The sequence below is a fragment of the Streptomyces adustus genome, from assembly GCF_009377175.1.
Taxonomy (GTDB): Bacteria; Actinomycetota; Actinomycetes; order Streptomycetales; family Streptomycetaceae; genus Streptomyces; species Streptomyces adustus.
Genome location: NZ_VJZD01000102.1, coordinates 12371 through 29832, shown reverse-complemented (window position 1 = coordinate 29832; position 17462 = coordinate 12371). Strand labels below are relative to the sequence as shown.

The 17462-nt window shown below is 68.8% G+C and carries 19 protein-coding genes and 4 pseudogenes; 8 read left to right on the top strand and 15 right to left on the bottom strand.

All coding sequences use genetic code 11. From position 1 onward, the window contains the following. The 3 genes and pseudogenes from FNH09_RS48810 to FNH09_RS23980 form a co-directional block, all read left to right on the top strand. A pseudogene (locus tag FNH09_RS48810) lies at positions 1 to 128 on the top strand (IS630 family transposase); the annotation flags it as partial. A 7-nt stretch (positions 129 to 135) separates the two neighbouring features. Further along, on the top strand, positions 136 to 555 hold the full coding sequence (locus FNH09_RS23985; RefSeq protein WP_202919739.1) for a hypothetical protein: 420 nt from the start codon (positions 136 to 138) through the stop codon (positions 553 to 555). A gap of 219 nt (positions 556 to 774) precedes the next feature. Beyond that, a complete protein-coding gene (locus FNH09_RS23980) occupies positions 775 to 1245 on the top strand; it encodes a hypothetical protein (protein WP_152891373.1) in 471 nt (156 codons plus the stop codon). Positions 1246 to 1400: 155 nt separating this feature from the next. On the opposite strand, the pseudogene FNH09_RS23975 reads toward FNH09_RS23980, so the two are convergent. Then, positions 1401 to 1879: pseudogene (locus tag FNH09_RS23975) on the bottom strand (LmrA/YxaF family transcription factor). On the opposite strand from FNH09_RS23975, the pseudogene FNH09_RS23970 reads away from it, so the two are divergent. Beyond that, a pseudogene (locus FNH09_RS23970) lies at positions 1776 to 2039 on the top strand (tautomerase family protein); the annotation flags it as partial. The pseudogenes FNH09_RS23975 and FNH09_RS23970 overlap by 104 nt on opposite strands. Continuing rightward, the gene (locus tag FNH09_RS23965; RefSeq protein ID WP_152891371.1) at positions 2032 to 2682 is read left to right on the top strand and encodes an MDR/zinc-dependent alcohol dehydrogenase-like family protein; all 651 of its coding nucleotides are present in this window, start codon (positions 2032 to 2034) and stop codon (positions 2680 to 2682) included. The pseudogene FNH09_RS23970 and the gene FNH09_RS23965, both read left to right, overlap by 8 nt. Positions 2683 to 2771: 89 nt before the next feature. Here FNH09_RS23965 and FNH09_RS23960 read toward each other — a convergent pair whose 3' ends face one another. Further along, entirely contained in the window at positions 2772 to 3182 is a 411-nt protein-coding gene (locus FNH09_RS23960; RefSeq protein WP_162469005.1) for a (R)-mandelonitrile lyase, read from the bottom strand. Between the two features lie 26 nt (positions 3183 to 3208). Continuing rightward, positions 3209 to 4225, bottom strand: a complete 1017-nt coding sequence (locus FNH09_RS23955; protein ID WP_152891370.1) for a zinc-dependent alcohol dehydrogenase family protein — start codon at positions 4223 to 4225, stop codon at positions 3209 to 3211. Between the two features lie 209 nt (positions 4226 to 4434). Between FNH09_RS23955 and FNH09_RS23950 the strand changes: the two genes are divergently transcribed. Next, positions 4435 to 5322 carry an MmyB family transcriptional regulator gene (locus tag FNH09_RS23950; RefSeq protein ID WP_162469004.1) on the top strand — a complete coding sequence of 296 codons (888 nt, stop codon included), beginning with the start codon at positions 4435 to 4437 and terminating at the stop codon, positions 5320 to 5322. 206 nt (positions 5323 to 5528) lie between these two features. Here FNH09_RS23950 and FNH09_RS23945 read toward each other — a convergent pair whose 3' ends face one another. Further along, the gene (locus FNH09_RS23945) at positions 5529 to 6185 is read right to left on the bottom strand and encodes an HAD-IA family hydrolase (RefSeq protein ID WP_162469003.1); all 657 of its coding nucleotides are present in this window, start codon (positions 6183 to 6185) and stop codon (positions 5529 to 5531) included. Positions 6186 to 6495: 310 nt separating this feature from the next. Continuing rightward, on the bottom strand, positions 6496 to 7419 hold the full coding sequence (locus tag FNH09_RS23940) for a LysR family transcriptional regulator (protein WP_152891368.1): 924 nt from the start codon (positions 7417 to 7419) through the stop codon (positions 6496 to 6498). A gap of 72 nt (positions 7420 to 7491) precedes the next feature. Between FNH09_RS23940 and FNH09_RS23935 the strand changes: the two genes are divergently transcribed. Then, positions 7492 to 7932 carry a RidA family protein gene (locus FNH09_RS23935; RefSeq protein WP_152891366.1) on the top strand — a complete coding sequence of 147 codons (441 nt, stop codon included), beginning with the start codon at positions 7492 to 7494 and terminating at the stop codon, positions 7930 to 7932. A gap of 181 nt (positions 7933 to 8113) precedes the next feature. On the opposite strand, the gene FNH09_RS23930 is transcribed toward FNH09_RS23935, so the two are convergent. From FNH09_RS23930 to FNH09_RS23895, 8 genes and pseudogenes are all read right to left on the bottom strand, one after another. Beyond that, complete coding sequence (locus FNH09_RS23930; RefSeq protein WP_338017670.1) at positions 8114 to 10162, bottom strand: spermine/spermidine synthase domain-containing protein; 2049 nt, start codon at positions 10160 to 10162, stop codon at positions 8114 to 8116. A gap of 21 nt (positions 10163 to 10183) precedes the next feature. Beyond that, a complete protein-coding gene (locus FNH09_RS23925; protein WP_152891362.1) occupies positions 10184 to 10600 on the bottom strand; it encodes a hypothetical protein in 417 nt (138 codons plus the stop codon). 84 nt (positions 10601 to 10684) lie between these two features. After that, positions 10685 to 11227 carry a TIGR00725 family protein gene (locus FNH09_RS23920; RefSeq protein WP_152891360.1) on the bottom strand — a complete coding sequence of 181 codons (543 nt, stop codon included), beginning with the start codon at positions 11225 to 11227 and terminating at the stop codon, positions 10685 to 10687. A 517-nt stretch (positions 11228 to 11744) separates the two neighbouring features. Beyond that, complete coding sequence (locus FNH09_RS23915; protein ID WP_152891358.1) at positions 11745 to 12155, bottom strand: hypothetical protein; 411 nt, start codon at positions 12153 to 12155, stop codon at positions 11745 to 11747. Beyond that, positions 12155 to 12394 (bottom strand): hypothetical protein, encoded by a 240-nt coding sequence (locus tag FNH09_RS23910; RefSeq protein WP_152891356.1) that lies wholly within the window; start codon positions 12392 to 12394, stop codon positions 12155 to 12157. The genes FNH09_RS23915 and FNH09_RS23910 overlap by 1 nt, the downstream gene beginning before the upstream one ends. Positions 12395 to 12504: 110 nt before the next feature. After that, positions 12505 to 12936, bottom strand: coding sequence for a hypothetical protein (locus FNH09_RS23905; protein WP_152891354.1), 432 nt, complete (start codon positions 12934 to 12936; stop codon positions 12505 to 12507). 294 nt (positions 12937 to 13230) lie between these two features. Continuing rightward, positions 13231 to 14808 (bottom strand): annotated as a pseudogene (locus FNH09_RS23900) (MDR family MFS transporter); the annotation flags it as partial. A 160-nt stretch (positions 14809 to 14968) separates the two neighbouring features. Then, positions 14969 to 15445 carry a MarR family winged helix-turn-helix transcriptional regulator gene (locus tag FNH09_RS23895; protein ID WP_152891352.1) on the bottom strand — a complete coding sequence of 159 codons (477 nt, stop codon included), beginning with the start codon at positions 15443 to 15445 and terminating at the stop codon, positions 14969 to 14971. A gap of 211 nt (positions 15446 to 15656) precedes the next feature. On the opposite strand from FNH09_RS23895, the gene FNH09_RS23890 reads away from it, so the two are divergent. Then, positions 15657 to 16247, top strand: a complete 591-nt coding sequence (locus FNH09_RS23890) for a TetR/AcrR family transcriptional regulator (RefSeq protein WP_152891350.1) — start codon at positions 15657 to 15659, stop codon at positions 16245 to 16247. Between the two features lie 339 nt (positions 16248 to 16586). Here the strand turns inward: FNH09_RS23890 and FNH09_RS23885 are convergent, their stop codons facing one another. Both FNH09_RS23885 and FNH09_RS23880 read right to left on the bottom strand, forming a co-directional pair. After that, positions 16587 to 16916: a hypothetical protein gene (locus FNH09_RS23885; RefSeq protein ID WP_162469002.1), complete on the bottom strand. Its 330-nt coding sequence runs from the start codon at positions 16914 to 16916 to the stop codon at positions 16587 to 16589. Positions 16917 to 17065: 149 nt separating this feature from the next. Then, on the bottom strand, positions 17066 to 17434 hold the full coding sequence (locus FNH09_RS23880) for a hypothetical protein (protein WP_152891346.1): 369 nt from the start codon (positions 17432 to 17434) through the stop codon (positions 17066 to 17068). Positions 17435 to 17462: the final 28 nt, after the last annotated feature.

The following is a 17462-nucleotide window of genomic DNA, read 5'->3' as shown; positions in this document are numbered from 1 at the left end:
ACCCCGAGCACCTCATCAGCACGCTCCGACATGGTCTCCGTAAGATCCAGTACCGCAGCAACCTCATCGACGGATGCCTCGCCGAAACCGGCCTCACCTCGACGACATCACGACAACAACGTCAGTAACGCCGCCTTGGGCTCGCTCCGCGACCTCACCTCGCTGTCGGACGCGGACCGGCCAGGGCAGCACGTATTCCGCCCGAGCGGGCTGATGATCAGCATTCACTGCATGCGGGGTCAGCTCGAGGCGATCGAGCTCGGACGCCCGGCGGCCGCGACGGACCGGGTGATGTTCCGAGGTCTGGACGTGTTCGCCTTGCCGGCGCGTGAGGTGGTCAGAGTCATGCGTGAGCACACCAGGGTCCAGGCAGATCCAGAGGATCGGGCATCGTTCGTTGCCCCCGATCTGCTGCTGAGCTTCTGGCGTCCCTTCGCAGCCGATGATGAACCGGATGAAGTGCAGGGCTACTACTTCGGCTCGGTCCTCGTCGCGCAGCCCGGCTACTACGACACGCCGGCCGAAGCCGAGGAACGAAGCGGACGAAGCTGCTGATCATTGCCATCCCCTCATGACAGAGCCAGGAGGTTCCGGCTCAGGTTCCGAGGGGGGGCGACATGAGGACGCAGGAGCCATGCCTCGGCAGGCATGCTCCGGGTGCAGCCGAAGTGGGTGGAATGGGCCATGCCATCATTCCGAGGCGCCAGGTCCTGAAGCCTACGGCAGGCCGAGCACAATTTTGATCATGAAAATACCGAGCTGCAGGAGACGTCCGTGTGGGAGAAGCTCTTCGTCACCGTGATCTTCGCGATGATGGCCGAGCCAATCCTTCGCCGGATACAGAAGCGGTGGCGCAGGATGCGTATCCGCCGGACGATCGCCGCACTGAGCCATGGGGGCACTGCCCGTATTCGCTGTGCCGCACGATTCCGCAACTCCGGCGGCCGTCGACGCCGTGCGCGCCTGACAGCGGAAGCCGCAGGCGTTTTCCTGTCCACCGCTGACGGAACCGTCGCGAAGTTGCAGCTCGGGACTCCACTCGCCAGTGTCGAAGCCGTCGCCGAGCGCTCGATGCTGGTGTGCGACCTGGCCGGGCGGCAGCTTGAAGTCCTGCTTCCGGCTGAGGAAGCCCGCCTCTTCGAGGCTGTCGTGGCCAGGATCTTCGGCACCAGCAATGATCACCTTGCCACCGACGCCAGCCCAAGATCCCTTTTGGACTCAGCTCCCACACACCACAAGAGCTGAGGAACCGCCAGAAGCGAACGAAGCCACGGAGCCGACCACAGCCGGTACCACGCTGCGCAGCGGCAGCGGTAGCGGCAGCGCCCAGGCATTACGCAGACCCCGGCTGGCGCCGGGAAGTCCGCGCCGAGGTCATCGATCGCCCTTCGACGAGGCCCTCAGTGCTTGATCGTGGCGTCGATGAGGGTCTGGAGCTGTGCCGCGGTGCGGTCCAGGGGTTCGGTGCTGCGCTTGACGCGGCAGAGGGCCACGGTGCCCTCGACGGCCGCGACGATGAGCGTGGCGACCTGCGCCGCCTCCTCGGCTCGGCTCCGTGTTCGCGCAGGGAGTCGGCGAGCAGGCCCTCCCACTCGTCGAAGACCTCGGCCGCGGCCGCCAGAGCGGGCGGCACCTGGTCGGCCGGGGGTTCCTCGATGGCCACGGCCAGGACGGGGCATCCGGCATGGAAGTCGGTGTCGACGACGATCCCCCGCCACAGGGCCAGGAAGGCGCGCAGGCCTGCGGCGGGGTCTGCCGCGAGTTCCTTGCGCAGGCAGCAAACGGCCGAGGACGACGCACCCCGCTTCCTGGTGGAGGTGACGGTCCCCCACGGGGCTCTGTCGGAGCGGCGCAAGGCGGGCCTGGTCGAGGAGGCCACCGCCACCGTGCTCTCGGCCGCCGGCCTGTCCCCGGACCAGGCGCTGCGCGTGTGGGTGCTGGTGCACGAGCAGCCCGAGGGCACCTGGGGCGCGGGCGGCTCCGTCGCCCGCTACGCCGACCTGGTCGCCCTGGCGAAGGGGCAGCGCTCCGATGCGTGAGCTGACCTACATCGCCCGGCGCACCGTCGAATGGCGCGAGGCACCCGACCCCGAGATCCGGTCCGCCCTGGAGGCGATCGTCGCCCCCGTCGCCACCACCTCCTGCGACGTGGACTCCTCCATCCTGGCCGGGCACGGCTTCATCGACCCGCCGTTCGCCCTCGGCCACGAATGCGTCGCCCGCGCCCTCGGCGCCTCCGACGTTCTCTACGTCGACCCCGACGCCGAGCACCGCCGCCTCGCCGAAAGCTACGGCGCCCGCACCGCCGAGGAGATCGAGCCGATCCCGCACGGCTTCGACCTCGCCGTCGAGGCCACCGGCCGCGTCGACCAGCTGGCGCTCGCCGTCGGATCCCTCGCTCCCGAGGGCATCTGCGAGTCCGCCGGCAATCACTTCCGGCCCGGCGAGCTCCCCCTGCTCGACATGTACCTCACCGGCGTCACCCTGCGCGTCGCGCGCGACAACGTCCGCGCCCACATCCCCGACGCCCTCGACCTCGCCGCCTCCGGGAAGGTCTCTCCCGAGCGCGTCGTCTCCCACGTCCTCGACTGGGAGCAACTGCCCGACGCGCTGCCGGAGAAGCGGCTGAAGCCCGTCTTCGTACGGGACATCACCCCGGCCCCGGCTTCGATCCCGAGCTGATCCCCTCCGGGCGAACCCGGTGCCCGGGCGACGGCCTGGGTCGGGGCCGATGATGGCGCAGGTGGTCGCGGTGGTTCTCCTTGCCGAGCTCAGTCGGCGGCCGGGGTGGCCTGGTATTCCTCGTCGGTGACGGGGGTCAGCCAGTGCACGACGTCGTGGTCGGCGTCGCCCTCGTTGATGGCCAGGTGGACCATCAGCCGGTTCGGTGCGGCGCCGTGCCAGTGCTCCTCGTCGGCCTCGAACAGGACGCGGTCGCCGGGCCGAATGACCTCGACCGGTCCGCCGCGCCGCTGGCAGAGGCCGACGCCCTCGGTGACGAAGACGGTCTGGCCCAGCGGGTGGCGGTGCCAGTGGGTGCGGGCGCCGGGCATGAAGTGGACCAGGTTCGCGGTGACCCGGGACGGGTCGGGGGCGGCGGCGACGGCGTCGATGTAGACGTCGCCGGTGAACCAGTCGGCCGGGCCCTTGACGGTGTCGATGGAACTGCGGGTGATCTGCACGGTTACTCCTTGGTGGGAGGGGAGGGTCAGGGCTTGAGGAGGGTCTTGATGGCGCGGCGCTCGTCCATCGCCCTGTAGCCCTCGGCGACCTGGTCCAGGGGCAGGCTGAGGTCGAAGACCTTGCCCGGGTCGATCCGGCCCGACAGGACGTGGTCGATGAGGTCGGGGAGGTAGCGGCGCACGGGGGCCGGGCCGCCGCGCAGGCCGACGTGGGAGAAGAACAGCTCCTGGCCGTCGATGGCGACCTCGTGGGGGACGCCGACGAAGCCGACGTTGCCGCCGGGCCGGGCCGAGTGCAGGGCCTGCCGCATCGCCTCGGCGGTGCCGACGCACTCCAGCACGCTGTCGGCGCCGATCCCGCCGGTCAGCTCCTTGATCCGGGCCACGCCCTCCTCGCCGCGCTCGGTGACGATGTCGGTGGCGCCGAACTCCCGGGCCAGCTTCTGGCGGGGCTCGTGCCGGGACATGGCGATGATCCGCTCCGCGCCCCTCTCCTTCGCGGCGATCACCCCGCACAGGCCGACCGCGCCGTCGCCGACAACCACGGCAGTCGAGCCGGGCTCGACCTCGGCGGCGTCGGCAGCCCACCAGCCGGTGCCCATCACATCGGACACGGCCAGCAGACCCGGCCAGAACTTCTCGTCCGGTACCTCGTCGGTGGCGACCAGCGTGCCCTGGGCGTTGGGGATGCGTACGTATTCGGCCTGGCAGGTCGACATGAACTCACGGTGCAGGCAGTTCGACTGGAAGCCGTTGGCGCAGTTCGCGCAGGTGTTGTCGGAGGTCGCGAAGGAGCCGACGACGAACTGCCCGGGCCGCAGTGAGGTGACCTCGGAGCCGACCTCCTCCACGAAGCCGACGTACTCGTGGCCCATCGGGTGCGGGTCGCCGATCGGCTCGGCCCCGCGGTAGGGCCACAGGTCCGAGCCGCAGACACAGGTGACGGCGGTCCGGATGATCGCGTCGGTCGGGTGGAGGATCTTCGGGTCATCCAGGGTCTCGAAACGGACATCACCGGGAGCGTGGATCACTGCGCCGCGCATGAGTGGGGTTTCCTTTGCGTTCCAGTGCGTGCGGCCGCGGGATGACCGGGACCGTCGCCGTGTGCAGGGCGGGGTGCAGGCCCGCCCGGGGCGGGCGGAGAGCACCACGCCATCCAGGTAACCCGGTCTTCGCGCGGGCAGCGAGGCACCGTCGAGGGGTGTACTGCCAGTACATCCCTATGGACGCGGGAGGGACGTACCGTCGAGGTGTGGACAACCAAGCAGAGGTCCGCGAGTTCCTGACCTCGCGGCGAGCCAAGATCACCCCCGAGCAGGCCGGCCTGCCGGCCGGCAGCCGGCGCCGGGTGCCCGGCCTGCGCAGGAGCGAGGTGGCCGCTCTGGCCGACTTGAGCGTGGAGTACTACGCCAAGCTCGAACGCGGCAGCCTCGCCGGCGCCTCCCCGGCCGTCCTGGAAGCTCTCGCCCGCGCCCTTCAGCTCGACGACGCCGAACGCGCCCACCTGCTCAATCTCGCCCACACTGCCGACGGCTCGGACGCCCTCACTCGGCCCCGCCGTCGCAGCGCGCGGGCCTGGAATCCGCACCCGAGCCTGCAGTGGGTGCTGGACGCCGTCACCGCCGGGCCGGCTTTCGTGCGCAACGGCCGTATGGACCTGATCGCCACGAATCAGCTCGCCCGCATCTTCTACGACGACATCTATTCCGTGGCCGGCAACCAGGCCAACCTGGCCCGCTTCCAGTTCCTCGACCCCGCCTCGCGCCGCTTCTACCCCGACTGGGACCAGGCCGCCGACATCGCCGTCGCCATCCTGCGCACCGAAGCCGGCCGCAACCCGCACGACAAGGACCTCCACGACCTGGTCGGCGAGCTGTCCACCCGCAGCGACGAGTTCCGCACCCGCTGGGGCGCCCACGACGTCCGCCACCACGGCACCGGCACCAAGCGCTTCCATCACCAGGCCGTCGGCGATCTCACTCTCGCCTACGAGGGCCTGGAAATGGCTGCCGAACCCGGTCTCACGCTCACCATCTACACCGCCGAACCCGGCTCGGCCTCGGAAGAGCGTCTGCGTCTGCTCGCCTCCTGGGCCGCGACTCAGGACTCCGCTGTTCCCGCGCAACAGGGCACCGACTGACCGTCGCCGAGTTCCCCATCCCGCGGTCGCCGAGCGTCGTGACGGCCCACGATGCCGACGCGGGGCTGCGGGGCTGCGGGGCCTGCCATCGCCGTGGCAGCGCGGACTCGGCCCGGTGAGGGCAGCTGTCCAGGACGGCTCGGACGCCGTGACCACATCGGTCACTCGAAAGTCATCCCCATACGGCCCGCCGCTGGCGGACGGGCTCAGGCCGCGGCATGCCCGTGGGGCTCGGTCGCGAAGGCCAGGATGTGCGGGACTGCCTCGCGCAGACTGGCGAAATGGCGGTGCACGCCCTCCACCGCGACGGTGGCGTTGACTCCCCACACCGTCATTCCGGCGCCCAGCCCGGACAGCACCCCGGACGGGGCGTCCTCGATGACCAGGCAGTCTCCCGGCTCGGCGCCGAGCTGCTCAGCGGCTCGCAGATACGGAACGGGCGACGGCTTGCCCTCCGTGACAGCGGCGGCGTCCACGATCACTCCCGGTACCGGCAGGCCCGTTCGCAGGAATCGGCCGCGTACACGGTGCTCGTAGTTCGAGGTGACCAACGCCCAGGACCCCGGTGGCAGGCCGTGCAGCAGCTCCGATGCGCCGTCGAAAGCCGCGTAGACACCGGATCGGACGTCTTCGTCCTCCAACTCGTGCAGCGCGTCGAGGCACTCGCGCGGGTCTCGGTTGGCAGCGACCTGGGCGAAGGTCTCCATCGGCCGCGTCCGCAGAGCCACCTGATAGACCTCGTCCGCATCCAGTCCGTACCGCTCCGCCCAGGTCCCCCAGACCCGTCGCTGGTTGCTCACCGCGTCGATCAATGTGCCATCGACGTCGAACAGGACGTACCTACCGCGCAGTTCATTGGTCACCCATCGATCATGCCAGGCCGCGGGGACGCGACTCGGTTCGTCACCCTGGACGCGATGGTCCCCGCGGTACGGGATCGGGTGAGCGATGAGATCGGCGCCATCCGGGCCGGCCGGGTGTCGCCGATCGGTAGCCGGGCCGGGGAAGACGTCCCGTACACGGGCGGCACCGGACCTCGTCCCGCGGCGACCGCGACCCACCAGGATCATCCCGTGGCGGCTTCGAGGTTCGCCTTGGCCGGGCCCTCCACACGTTCCTTGGGACGACACGTGGTGACACGACTCTCGATACCCGAGAGCAATGCACGGCACCTCAACATGCGGGCCTGCCGGTCCCGGGTCCAGGATCCTGGCCGACGGCCCCCAGGAGGCGGGCGACCAGGGGGTTCGAGTCGTCTTGACGCCAGGCGACGGCTACCCGAGTGCGGGCGGCGTCGGGTCCGATCCCGCGGAAGGCGACCCCCTTGAGGCGCAGTCGGCGGATGCCGGCCGGGGCCAGGGAGACGCCGAGACCGGTTGCCACCAGGGCGCAGACGGTCTGCCACTCCACCGCGTGCTGGGTGAGCCGGGGTGTGAAGCCGGACTCGGCGCACAGACCGGTGATCCGGTCGTGGAGTCCCGGTCCGACCTCGCGGGGCAACAGGACGAAGGGCGAGTCCGCCAACTGCGCGACGCGGACCGTCCGCTGTGCCGCGAGCGGATGCGCGGACGGCAACACAGCCACGAACGGCTCGGTCAGTACGGTCCGGAAGACCAGCCCCGGCTCGACGGCGGGCGGCTCGCGCAGCAGGCCGACGTCGATGGACCCCTCGTGCAGGGCGGCGATCTGCGGTGCGGTGGTCATCTCGCGGATGTCCAGGCGCACATCGGGGAACCGTTCCCGGAAGGTGCGCAGCAGGCCGGGCAGGACGGTGAGGGCGAGGGATGCGGCGAACCCGATCCGGAGCCGCCCGGCGAGCCCGTCGCCGACCGCCCGCGCCGCGGCCAGGCCGTCCGCAAGGCCGGTGAGAGCCTGCCGGGCGGCGGGCAGCAGCTCCCGGCCCGCCGGGGTGAGCTTGACGCCGCTGGGGGCGCGGGTGAACAGCGCGTGGCCCACCGTGTCCTCCAGGCGGCGCATCTGCTGGCTGAGCGGCGGCTGCGTGATGCCCAGGCGGGCGGCCGCGTGGCCGAAGTGGAGTTCCTCGGCGAGGACGACAAAAGCGTGCAGTTGTTGGAGCGGGAGCTGGGGGCGTTCCATACGCCGATGCATATCAGACCGGTCCTGAGCGGCTATTGGACGTATCGGTGCAGCTGACCTAGCGTTCGGCGCATGACGGAGCGACTGGCGCAGAACCCGCCACAGCAGCTGGAGCAGGGGCCGAGGGAGCGGCGCGCGATCCTCAGCGGTTCGACGTTCGAGGAGCAGATCGGCTACGCGCGGGCCGTGGTGGACGGCGACTGGGTGCACGTATCCGGGACGACCGGGTTCGACTACTCCGCCATGACCATCTCCGACGACGTGGTGGAGCAGGCCGATCAGTGCCTGCGCAACATCGAGGCGGCGCTGGCCGAGGCGGGCTGCACCCTCTCCGATGTGGTGAGGGTGCGGTACATGCTCCCCGACCGCGAGGATTTCGAGCCGTGCTGGCCGACCCTGCGCCGCGCCTTCGGCGGGATCCGCCCGGCCGCGACCATGCTGGTGTGCGGCCTCGCCGACCCCCGTATGAAGATCGAGATCGAGGCGTACGCCCGGCGGCAGCCCGCCGCGTGACGACCCACGCGCCCGCCCGTGCCCGCATCACCGGCCGCCCACAGCCGCGGCCCGGCCGCGCGGGACGGCAGGCCGTGGCCAGGATCGTGATCCGCGCCGTCGTACTCATGGCGCTCGGATCCGCGCGTGCTGACGTGGGCTCCCCGGGACATACCCACACTCGCACCGGCCTGACCCCGCTCTACCGGCTGTCGAGGGCCACCGTTTCGTCCGGCACCTGCCGTGACTGTGCACCCGGCCCGCGCTCGGCGAACCGCATGGCGACGAACGCCCCCAGATACAGCAGGGCGACGACCAGCAGTAGCGCCTGATAGCCCGTCACCAGCGCGAGGTATTCGAGCGCGCCTCCGGTCAGCGCGCCCAGCAGATTCGCGCCGAACGCGGACGTCGGGTCGGAGGCGAGCGCGAGGCGGTCCGAGAAGATGAGGTTGGCGCAGAAGATGGGGGCGAAAGCCAGGGCGATGGCGGCGGCGAGCCGTCCGGCGAAGGGCAGCGAGAGCACGGCGTTCGCCGGGACGAGCCAGGCTGCCGCGAGGGTGCCGAAGAGCAGGAGTTGCAGCGGCAGCCGGTTGACCCGCCGTAGCCGGCGCCGGACCTCGACCGCCGCGAGGACGGCGAGCAGTACGCCGATGAAGACCAGAGCGTTGACCAGCCAGGTCGTACCGAAGTAGAGCGCGAAGCCGATCACGTTCTTCGTTTCGAGCAGCATGAAGGCCGCGCCCATCAGGAACATGTCGGTGTAGCGGACCGCGCTTCGGATCCGGACCCCGGCCAGGCGTACCGCCAGGAGGGTCATCAGCAGGATCGCGCCCAGCGTACCCAGGTAGAGCGTGGGGATGTCCCGGTGGAGCAGATACGGGAAAGGATGGTCGTCGCTCGCGGCCTCCGGGACCGCACCACTGGGCTGCCAAATCCGCTCGCACGACTGGTCGGCGGTCGTCATCCCGGCCACCAGCACGGCCGCGTTCCTGCCGAACGTCGTCATACAGGGGGCGTGGCCGTAGATGTCGTCGAGGGAGCCGGCGAAGCGGTCGACCAGCCAGCTCGTCCGGTAGTAGTTGTACATGGCGAACGCGCCGTTCGGCGCCAGGTGATCGCGCGCGGCCTCGAACGCCTGCCGCGTGAACAGGTAGCTCTCCAGGCGCAGATTGCTCGCCCCGGCCACCAGCGTCAGCGAGTCCGGCAGCGCCAGGACGATGAGGTCGTACTTGGCGTTCGTCCGCTCCAGGAAAGCCCGTCCGTCGTTGATGTGGACGTGCACCCGGGGGTCGTTGTACGGCTTCGCGGGGTGCAACTGAGCGCCGATCTGCTGCAACCGGGGATCGATCTCCACCGCGTCCACGCGCTTCGCTCCGTGCGCCAGCGCGACCGCGACGTCATTGCCGTTGCCGGCCCCGATGACCAACACGCGCTTGTGCGGATTGCCGGGCGTCCGGTCGTACGGCTGCCGATAGGGCGAGTTCTTCTGCATCAGCGCCGCGAGCGGCGCGATGCTCTGGTGCGGAACACCGTTGGCGGAGATGCGGTATCCCCCGGCGGTGGATGTCTCGGGCGTGACCTGGATCTTGTAGTAGGGCGACCAGGAGATGCCGGCCGTCGTCGTCTCCACGAACAGCGCAGCGACCATCGCCGCGAGGGGGACGCCGTAGCGCAGGGTGTTGCGCCGACCGCCGAGGACGAGCAGGGCTGCGGCGGCGAGTACGCCCCATACGACCGACGGAGTGCGGAGCCAGGACAGCAGGGCGAAGGACACCGAGCCGGTGATGCTGCCGAGCAGGTCGTAGCGGTAGGCGTCGAGCGAGGGAAGCCGGCGGAAGAAATCGGCGGTGATCTTGCCGATCGCGGTCATGACCAGCGCGGTGAGCAGGAAGATGGCCGGCAGCGTCACCCACTCGGGCAAGCCGGTGGTCTTCACGGCGGTGAAGTAGATGACCTGGCCGCTGCTCTGACGCACCTGCACCGGAAACTCGCGTACCAGAATCACGAGAAGCGCGAGCGGAACCGGTGCCCAGCGTGTGAGCCACTGCCCGCGCGCGGCAGGGATCAGGAACCCGATGCCGATACCCAGGAACGACCCCAGCAGGATGAAGTTCGAAAAGTAGCTGAGGTGGACGACGTTGGCGCCCGCCCATCTGATCAGCGCCAGCTCGACGAAGAGCATGGTGGCGCTGGCCAGCAGCAGCCTCCAGCGCACAGAGTGGTCGGTCTGTCCGGTTCCGATCGTTTTCACACGCAGTGACGGTGCCATCTTCTACGCGGTGGGGCGAGATGGCTTGCCGATTTTGTGATGATATCGCCCTTGTGACGTTCGGCCGTTCGGGCGCGACCGTCTCAGATGCTTGTCGTGTTGGATGGTGATGACGTCGACCGCCGGTGAGGCGAGGGCGGCGAGCGCCCGGGTCCGGGCGTAGCGGCGCGGGTCGGCCGGGAGGCGGACGTCGGCGTAGAGGCTGAGGAAGATGTACGTGAGGACGGGTGCGGCCCAGTCGTTGGCGAAGAGGCCCGGCAGGCCGTCCCGGTTCAGCTGCGCCATGTTCGCGGAGGTCCGCCACAAGTGCGCGGAGGCCGCGGACAGCACCGCGACGGCGGCCATGTCGGGCCATGCGGCTCGGGGAAGCCGCCAGGCCGCGACGGCGAGGGCGAGGGCGCCGGTGATGACGGCGGTCAAGGACGGGTGCCCGGTGCGCGATTCCGCCGGGCACCGCGCGAGGTCAGCGACAGCACCCGTCAAGCGCACGTCCTCTCCGAGGTTTCATACGGCATCATCTGTCGCGGTCTCGGGGCCCACCATCGAGAACATCATCCCCACCGCATCCTCCGCCGAGGAAGCCAACCTCAGTTCCGAGTGCTCGGATTTACCGGGCACGCGCACTTCCCATCCGCTGATCACAATGGTCGGCTTGCCCGTTCGTACAGCCAGCGCCATTTCACTCAGCGTTCCCCAGCTTCCGCCTACGACGATTACAGCATCAGCGCTTCTCACGACCAGGCCATTGCGCAGTTCGCCGAGGCCGGTCGGCAAAGCCACCGAAAGGAAGTCGTTTCCCGTTGCCCGCGAACTTCCTGGAAGGAGTCCCACCGTGATACCTCCCTCGCTCTGCGCCCCCCGGCACACCGCCTCCATCACTCCCCCGAGTCCGCCGCAGATCACGATGCAGTGCTGCTGCGCAAGAAGTCTTCCCAGCCGCTGAGCCGTCTGATTCTCGGACGGCGTTGCCGCCCCGGGGCCGACTACCGCGACGTACAGCGCCCTGCGAGGTACAGGGGAGGAATATGACGATGTGCCATGGGACATGGCTGGACTCCCGGGGCAGGTTTCTCTGCGGACTTGATCACCCGAGTCTGACGCGAGACTTCTTCGGTGGCCCATCGACATGCGAGAACAGGCACGCGCCGGACTCGCAGCACATTCCGGGCCCCCGCATTCACAGAAAATGAAGTGACTCCCAGCGGCAGCTGATCAGCCCTATGGGAAAACCAAGTGGCTGTCCGCCATCCGACCGCCTACCATTCGGCGCATACGAGTATTACCCGACGTCAGCACCCGACCTTCCGTCCGGTGCAGGTCAACGGGGCGCGGGTAATGGACCAGTGGCGCCCCGTCAAGAACCGCCCGACAGCCGCCGTCAAGGTCTTCGCTTCCAAACGCGACGTGCTGCTCTCCATCGGGTGGCGATCACCGCAGGCAGCCCTGTACGCGGAGGTCGAGCAAGTGCGGGGCGACAGCCTCAGCGCCGGCTGGCACATCATCAGCCTCATCCGCCACGCCAAGCACCGCGGTATGGACACGATCTGCCCGAGCTGGTCGTCCATCAGGGCCGGAACACCTCCGCCTGGACGGAGGTGTCGCGCTCGTCGGCTGCTGGCAGAGATTCCCCCATCGCCGTCGATCTCGCCTCCGGCCGCTGGGACCTGGCGCACCTGCGCCTGTTCGGTCCGAGCTCAAGCGCGTGGTCGCCCCATCCCGTACGGACCCCGGCGCCGAGTCCGAGCCGGTCGGCCTCCCCGGAGTGGCCGCCGATGCGTGCGAGGGCGTCGATGACGGGCATGACCTGCATCCGGGTACGCAGCGTCCCCCGCTCGCGTGCGTTCTGGTAGGCCGCGCGTTCGCCCGGTGCGTGGCCGATCCAGCCGCCGGCGACACCTGCGTCGGTGACGCTGGTGAGTCCTTCGCGGGCGTACTGCGCGGTCGCGAGGTCCAGGGCCCGCTCGATGGTGGCCATCAGGAAAGGCCGGTTTCGAGGAGGAGCGTTCCGAACCAGACGCTGTGAGCGTGGGCGTCGTTGAAGCCGGGCAGAACGGCACGGTTGTGCGCGTTGACGCGCTGGCGGGCCTTGAGACCGTCCACCTCGCGTCCGGTGGCCACGACACATCCGTCGAGGACGGCCAGGGTGTCCACAACGGGCGTCTGGGGGTCGCCGGTGTGGATTCGCCCATTCTCGACGATCAGATCGACCAGCACTGCCGCCGTCTCCTTCGGTGGTCATTTTGCGGTGTCCTTCGTGAAAGGGTCCACCCCGACCTGCACCTCATGGGCAAACCCGATTCAGGCCCACTGGGGCGGACGCCCCCTCAAGATCGCGGCTTGACCAGATGTTCCGGAGGGCAGAGCACCAGTGCCGCGTAGAGCGCACTGAATGCTTCAAGAAGTTCCAACGTGGCGATCGGATCGATCTCCATCTGCAAATGACACACATCGTCGTCGCCGTTGGGGGTCAGGCGCACGAAAAAGGCGAAACCGTCCCCGACAGGCTCCGCCTTCAACCTCAGCGGATTGTTCCGACCAGGAGTCACCGCCGCCGAAAAGCGTCCACCCGACGGCGCACGCAGGTGAGAGAGCATGCGGTCCGCGAAGTCCACAACCTCCGCACCGCTGAGATCCGCGGTGAAGTCAGCTGTCAGCCATGAGCACCAATCTGCAGTGACCTGCCAGCTGCCGCCATCGGTCCGCGCCAGTTCCAGCCACACATCATCACTGCCGAGGCGTATCCGCGGTTCTTCCATTGTCGCCCTCCGACATCCGTGCCTGGGCTCAAGATCTTATGAGGCGGCGCTCTGTCGTCGGAAGCCAGCGGCCTGTGCCTCCAGTGCCGGGCGCATGGTGGACCTGATCGATCGCGGCAGCCACGTTGAACAGGGCGTCGAAGTGCGAGGCGAAAGTCTCTATCCGACCGGAATCCGACCAGGTGGCGGCACCGGTCGACCGCCACCACGGACAGGACGACGCCTGCCACCAGTGCATGGCAGGCGTCCTTGCGTCCAGCGTTTCGCTTTGTCGTCTGGCTACGACCCACTGCGATCGGTGGTGTCGGGGCCAGGTGCCGCGGCCGCCTCCGCGACGGAGCCGGGTACGACAGGAGGCGCCGTGACGCCTTCGCCGGTGCCGGCGGTCTCCTCCACCGCCATGCGCAACGGGACTTCGCGGATGAACAGGATGGCGATCAGGGCGACGAGGGCGATCGGTGCGGCGATGAGGAAGATGACGCCGGTGGCGTGCCCGTAGGAGTCCTCGACGACCGCGGCGATCGGCGCCGGCAGAGAGCGGATGTCGGGCAGGGAGCCGTCCCCGGAGGCCTTGACACCCAGCCTGGCCAGGCCGTCGGTCATGTAGTCGGTGACCTTGGAGGCCAGGACGGCACCGAGTGCGGATACCCCGACGGCACCGCCGAGGGTGCGGAAGAACGCGACGACGGAGCTGGCCGCGCCGAGTTCCTTCAGGGGAACGGTGTTCTGCACGGCGAGGACCAGGTTCTGCATCGTCATGCCGACACCGCAGCCGATGAGGAACATGTAGACGGCGAGGACGCCGTAGGCGGTGTGCGCGCGGACCGTACCCATGAGGGCCAGCCCGATGACGAGCAGGATTCCGCCGACGATGAGGTAGCGCTTCCACTTTCCGTAGGCGCTGATCAGACGCCCGACGATGGTGGAGGACGCGACCAGGCCGATGATCATCGGCAGGGTCATGACCCCGGCCCTGGTCGGGGAGTCGCCGCGGGCTATCTGGAAGTACTGGCTGAGGAAGACGGTGCCGCCGAACATGGCGGTGCCGACGGCAAGGCTGGCGACGACGGACAGGGTCAGAGTGCCGTTGCGGAACAGATGCATCGGAATGATCGGCTCGGTGGCCCTCAGCTCGACGAGCACGAAGAGTACGGCCAGCACGATCGCGCCGAGGACCATGGCGGCGGTCTGGCCCGACCACCAGGCGAAGTTGTCGCCGGCGAGGGAGACCCAGATCAGCAGCAGGGAGACGGACCCGGCGACGAGGGCCGCGCCGAGGTAGTCGACCTTGACGACGCGGGTGACCAGCGGCAGGTGCAGGGTCCGTTGCAGGACGATCAGGGCCGCCGCGGCGAAGGGGACGCCGACGTAGAAGCACCAGCGCCAGCCGAGCCACGAGGTGTCGACGATGACACCGCCGAGGAGCGGGCCGCCGATGGTACCCAGCGCCATCACGGCACCCAGGTAGCCGTTGTAGCGGCCGCGCTCACGCGGGGGAATGATCGAGGCGAGGATGACCTGGGCCAACGCGGTCAGACCACCGGCGCCAAGGCCCTGCACCACCCGGAACGTGATCAGCATGCCGACGTTCTGCGACAGCCCTGCCGCCGCCGAACCCGCGATGAAGACCAGCAGGGACGCCTGCACGAGGATCTTCTTGCTGGTCAGGTCCGCGAGTTTGCCCCAGATGGGGGTGGAGATCGTGGTCGCGAGCAGCGTACTGGTGACCACCCAGGTGTAGGCGGACTGGCTGCCGTCGAGATCGGTGATGATCCGTGGCAGGGCGTTGGACACGACCGTGCTCGACAGGATCGCCACGAACAGGCCGAGCAGCAGGCCGGACAGGGCCTCCATGATCTGCCGGTGGGTCATCGGAGCGTCGTCGGCCTGGGCCTCGACGGTCTCCGTACTTGCTTGTTGTGCCACGTGGAGTTTCCTCTGAGTGTTCGTGTCGGGTCCTCCCGCGCCGTCGCGGGAGAGGGGGGAACAGCGGTTCATGACGGATCCGACGCCGGTCGGGTCGCAGGGTGGGCTACGCCGATCCGTCGGCCTCGGCCGGCACCTCCGCGCCGTGCACACGGCGGGCGAGCCCGCGCCTCAGACGCTCGAGCGATCCGGTGAGAGCGGTGAGTTCCTGCGGCGTCCAGTCCGCCGTGGCCGTGTCGAGCAAGTCGGTGTGGACCCGCACCAGCGCGTCGATGCGCGTGCGTCCCTGAGCGGTGATGCTGATCAGGCTGGAGCGGCGGTCGTCGGGGTTGGCACGGCGCGTGACGGCGCCCTGCTGCTCGAGATGGGCGACCTGTCGGCTCACCACCGACAGGTCGCAGTCGAGATGGTCGGCGAGTGCGCGCAGTCGGATCTCGCCGCAATGGGCGAGCGCCGCCAGAACGACTCCCCCGACACCCATACCCTGCGGGAGCCCCCGCACCAGCTGGCGCCTGATGACGGCGATGGCGGCGAGCTGACGCAGGACGTCAGCGATGGTCTCCTCATGCGCACTGTCACTCATCGATCCCCACCCGGTCGAAGTCCGGTGACCTGGACGTGGGTTGCACCCATGCCATTTTGATTGCCTCAAGCAACCGTAATCGGAAAGATGGACGCAGTGCAAGTTTGAGCTCAGTTCATAAATTGCCCCGGAACGGTCAGCAGCGGACGAACCACACCTTCACGGAGGGGGGAAGTTGTATCGCGTCCAAAATCCTCCGTAAGGTGCAGTCATGTCCGACGACACCGGCATGGGACTGCGGGAACGCAAGAAGCTCGCTACCTGGCAGTCGATCCGTGACGCGGCCCTGGACCTGATCGACCGACGCGGCTTCGAGTCGGTCAGCCTCGACGACATCGCCGAAGCGGCCGGCGTCTCCCGGACCACACTGTTCAACTACTTCGCCTCGAAAGAGGCGATCGTCCTCGACCCTGCTCCGCAGGACCCTCGCCGATGGCGCTCCCTCATGGCCGACCGGCCGCAGGGCGAGCCACTGTGGGTGTCGCTGCAGAGCGTGTACCTCGGCTACCTGGCCACCTTCTCCGACAGCCTGGTCACCCAGAAACGGCTGATGGCCCTCTCCCCCACCCTCGCGGACTCCTCACGCGAGCACGCGGCCCGGTTCAAGGGCGAGTTGCGGGACTGGGTGGCCGGGCGCACCCCACCAGGTCGGGAGGTGTACGCGGAACTGGCCCTGAACACCGCCGACGCCGTGATGAGCACCGCCTACACCCTGTGGTCGCCCTCCGACGGGTTCGACCGACTCATGGACCTGGCGCAGACCTGCTTCGACCAGGCCGGACGCGGCTTCGCCGACGCCTGAGCCTTTCGGCACCGCGACGCCCTCGCCGACCCTGGCGCGATAGACACCGGCACCCGACCTTCCGTGCGGTGCAGGTCGACGGCGCGCGGATGATCGAAAAGTGACGGTCTGTCAAACACTAAGACGAGGCAGCCGTCAACGGTCTCGGTCTCCAAGCGGGCCATGCTGCAATCCATCAGGCGGCGGCCGCAGCTCTCCGGCCTGTACGGCGAGGTCGAGTGGTCCGTCGTCGATCCAGGTCCGCTACTGCTCGGCGATCGCAACGGGTCGCCGGTTACGCCCGTCACCACGAGTGGACGACGCGGCGACGGCTGTGATCACGTCATGAGTCACGCCACGTCAGGCCGTGGCCAGACCGTCGACGCCGTACTCCTCGAAGGGCATCGAGTCCCATTCGGTATGCGCGCCGTCCCGCGTCACCATGAACAACGGACGCGATCGGAGGACCTGCCCGACCAGTTGCCCGCGCAGCACGATCCCGGGATCGTCCGGCGCTGCGTAACCCTCGGGCGTGTAGCGAAAGTGCACGGCCCTTGCCTCGGCGTACGCAATTGTGTCGCTCTCCAGCTCCGGAAGGTCCCTCCCAACCAACGGGATTCCGTCGTACGCGACCTGGGGACCGTGCACGGCGTCGGCAGCGATGCAGAACAGTCCCACGGCCTGACTCACATAGGCCGTTACGGCAGGTGGTGAAGGAGCCACCCCGCGACGGTGGACTTCGACCTTTCAAGTCGGCGCGAAGATCGCATGGTGCCGTGCACCCTCACCGACCTTTACCTGGCCGAGTGTCTCAGCCGCCTCGACCGCTTCGTCGACAGTCATACCGAACCGGAGCGGTCCGACGCCGACGGCCGGCGAATAGGACCACTCATCCCGTTCGGCAACTCGCATCTTGAACGCCACGGTCGCTCCTCCGGGAACACCTGAGTCTTGCCGCCGCCCATCATGCCAACCAGGTAGCACCCCGAAGGGATGCGCACCTGGAAGCTGTCGTGTGGCGTCACAGCGGTTCCCGAGCAGCCCATGTCGAAGGGAAGCAGCGGTTGGTCCGGCACCTGGATCTCAGGTCCATCGGACCAGGCGTCGCTGCGCCCTGCTTCTTGCAGTACCTCCGGGATCACGTCATCGCTGTCTGCATAAACCGAGCGGATCAGTGTCCGGGATTCCTCGTCGTATGCAATGGGCATCGGCTCTCCCCCCAGACACAGCAGGTCC

Excerpts from the sequence above, each read along its gene's own strand:
- FNH09_RS23890 (WP_152891350.1), top strand. The coding sequence starts at position 15,657 with ATGTCCGACGACACCGGCATGGGACTGCGGGAACGCAAGAAGCTCGCT.
- FNH09_RS23940 (WP_152891368.1), bottom strand. The coding sequence starts at position 7,419 with ATGGAACGCCCCCAGCTCCCGCTCCAACAACTGCACGCTTTTGTCGTC.
- FNH09_RS23920 (WP_152891360.1), bottom strand. The coding sequence starts at position 11,227 with ATGTCCCATGGCACATCGTCATATTCCTCCCCTGTACCTCGCAGGGCG.
- FNH09_RS23935 (WP_152891366.1), top strand. The coding sequence starts at position 7,492 with ATGACGGAGCGACTGGCGCAGAACCCGCCACAGCAGCTGGAGCAGGGG.
- FNH09_RS23955 (WP_152891370.1), bottom strand. The coding sequence starts at position 4,225 with ATGCGCGGCGCAGTGATCCACGCTCCCGGTGATGTCCGTTTCGAGACC.
- FNH09_RS23895 (WP_152891352.1), bottom strand. The coding sequence starts at position 15,445 with ATGAGTGACAGTGCGCATGAGGAGACCATCGCTGACGTCCTGCGTCAG.
- FNH09_RS23915 (WP_152891358.1), bottom strand. The coding sequence starts at position 12,155 with ATGGCCACCATCGAGCGGGCCCTGGACCTCGCGACCGCGCAGTACGCC.
- FNH09_RS23965 (WP_152891371.1), top strand. The coding sequence starts at position 2,032 with ATGCGTGAGCTGACCTACATCGCCCGGCGCACCGTCGAATGGCGCGAG.
- FNH09_RS23905 (WP_152891354.1), bottom strand. The coding sequence starts at position 12,936 with ATGGAAGAACCGCGGATACGCCTCGGCAGTGATGATGTGTGGCTGGAA.
- FNH09_RS23880 (WP_152891346.1), bottom strand. The coding sequence starts at position 17,434 with ATGCCCATTGCATACGACGAGGAATCCCGGACACTGATCCGCTCGGTT.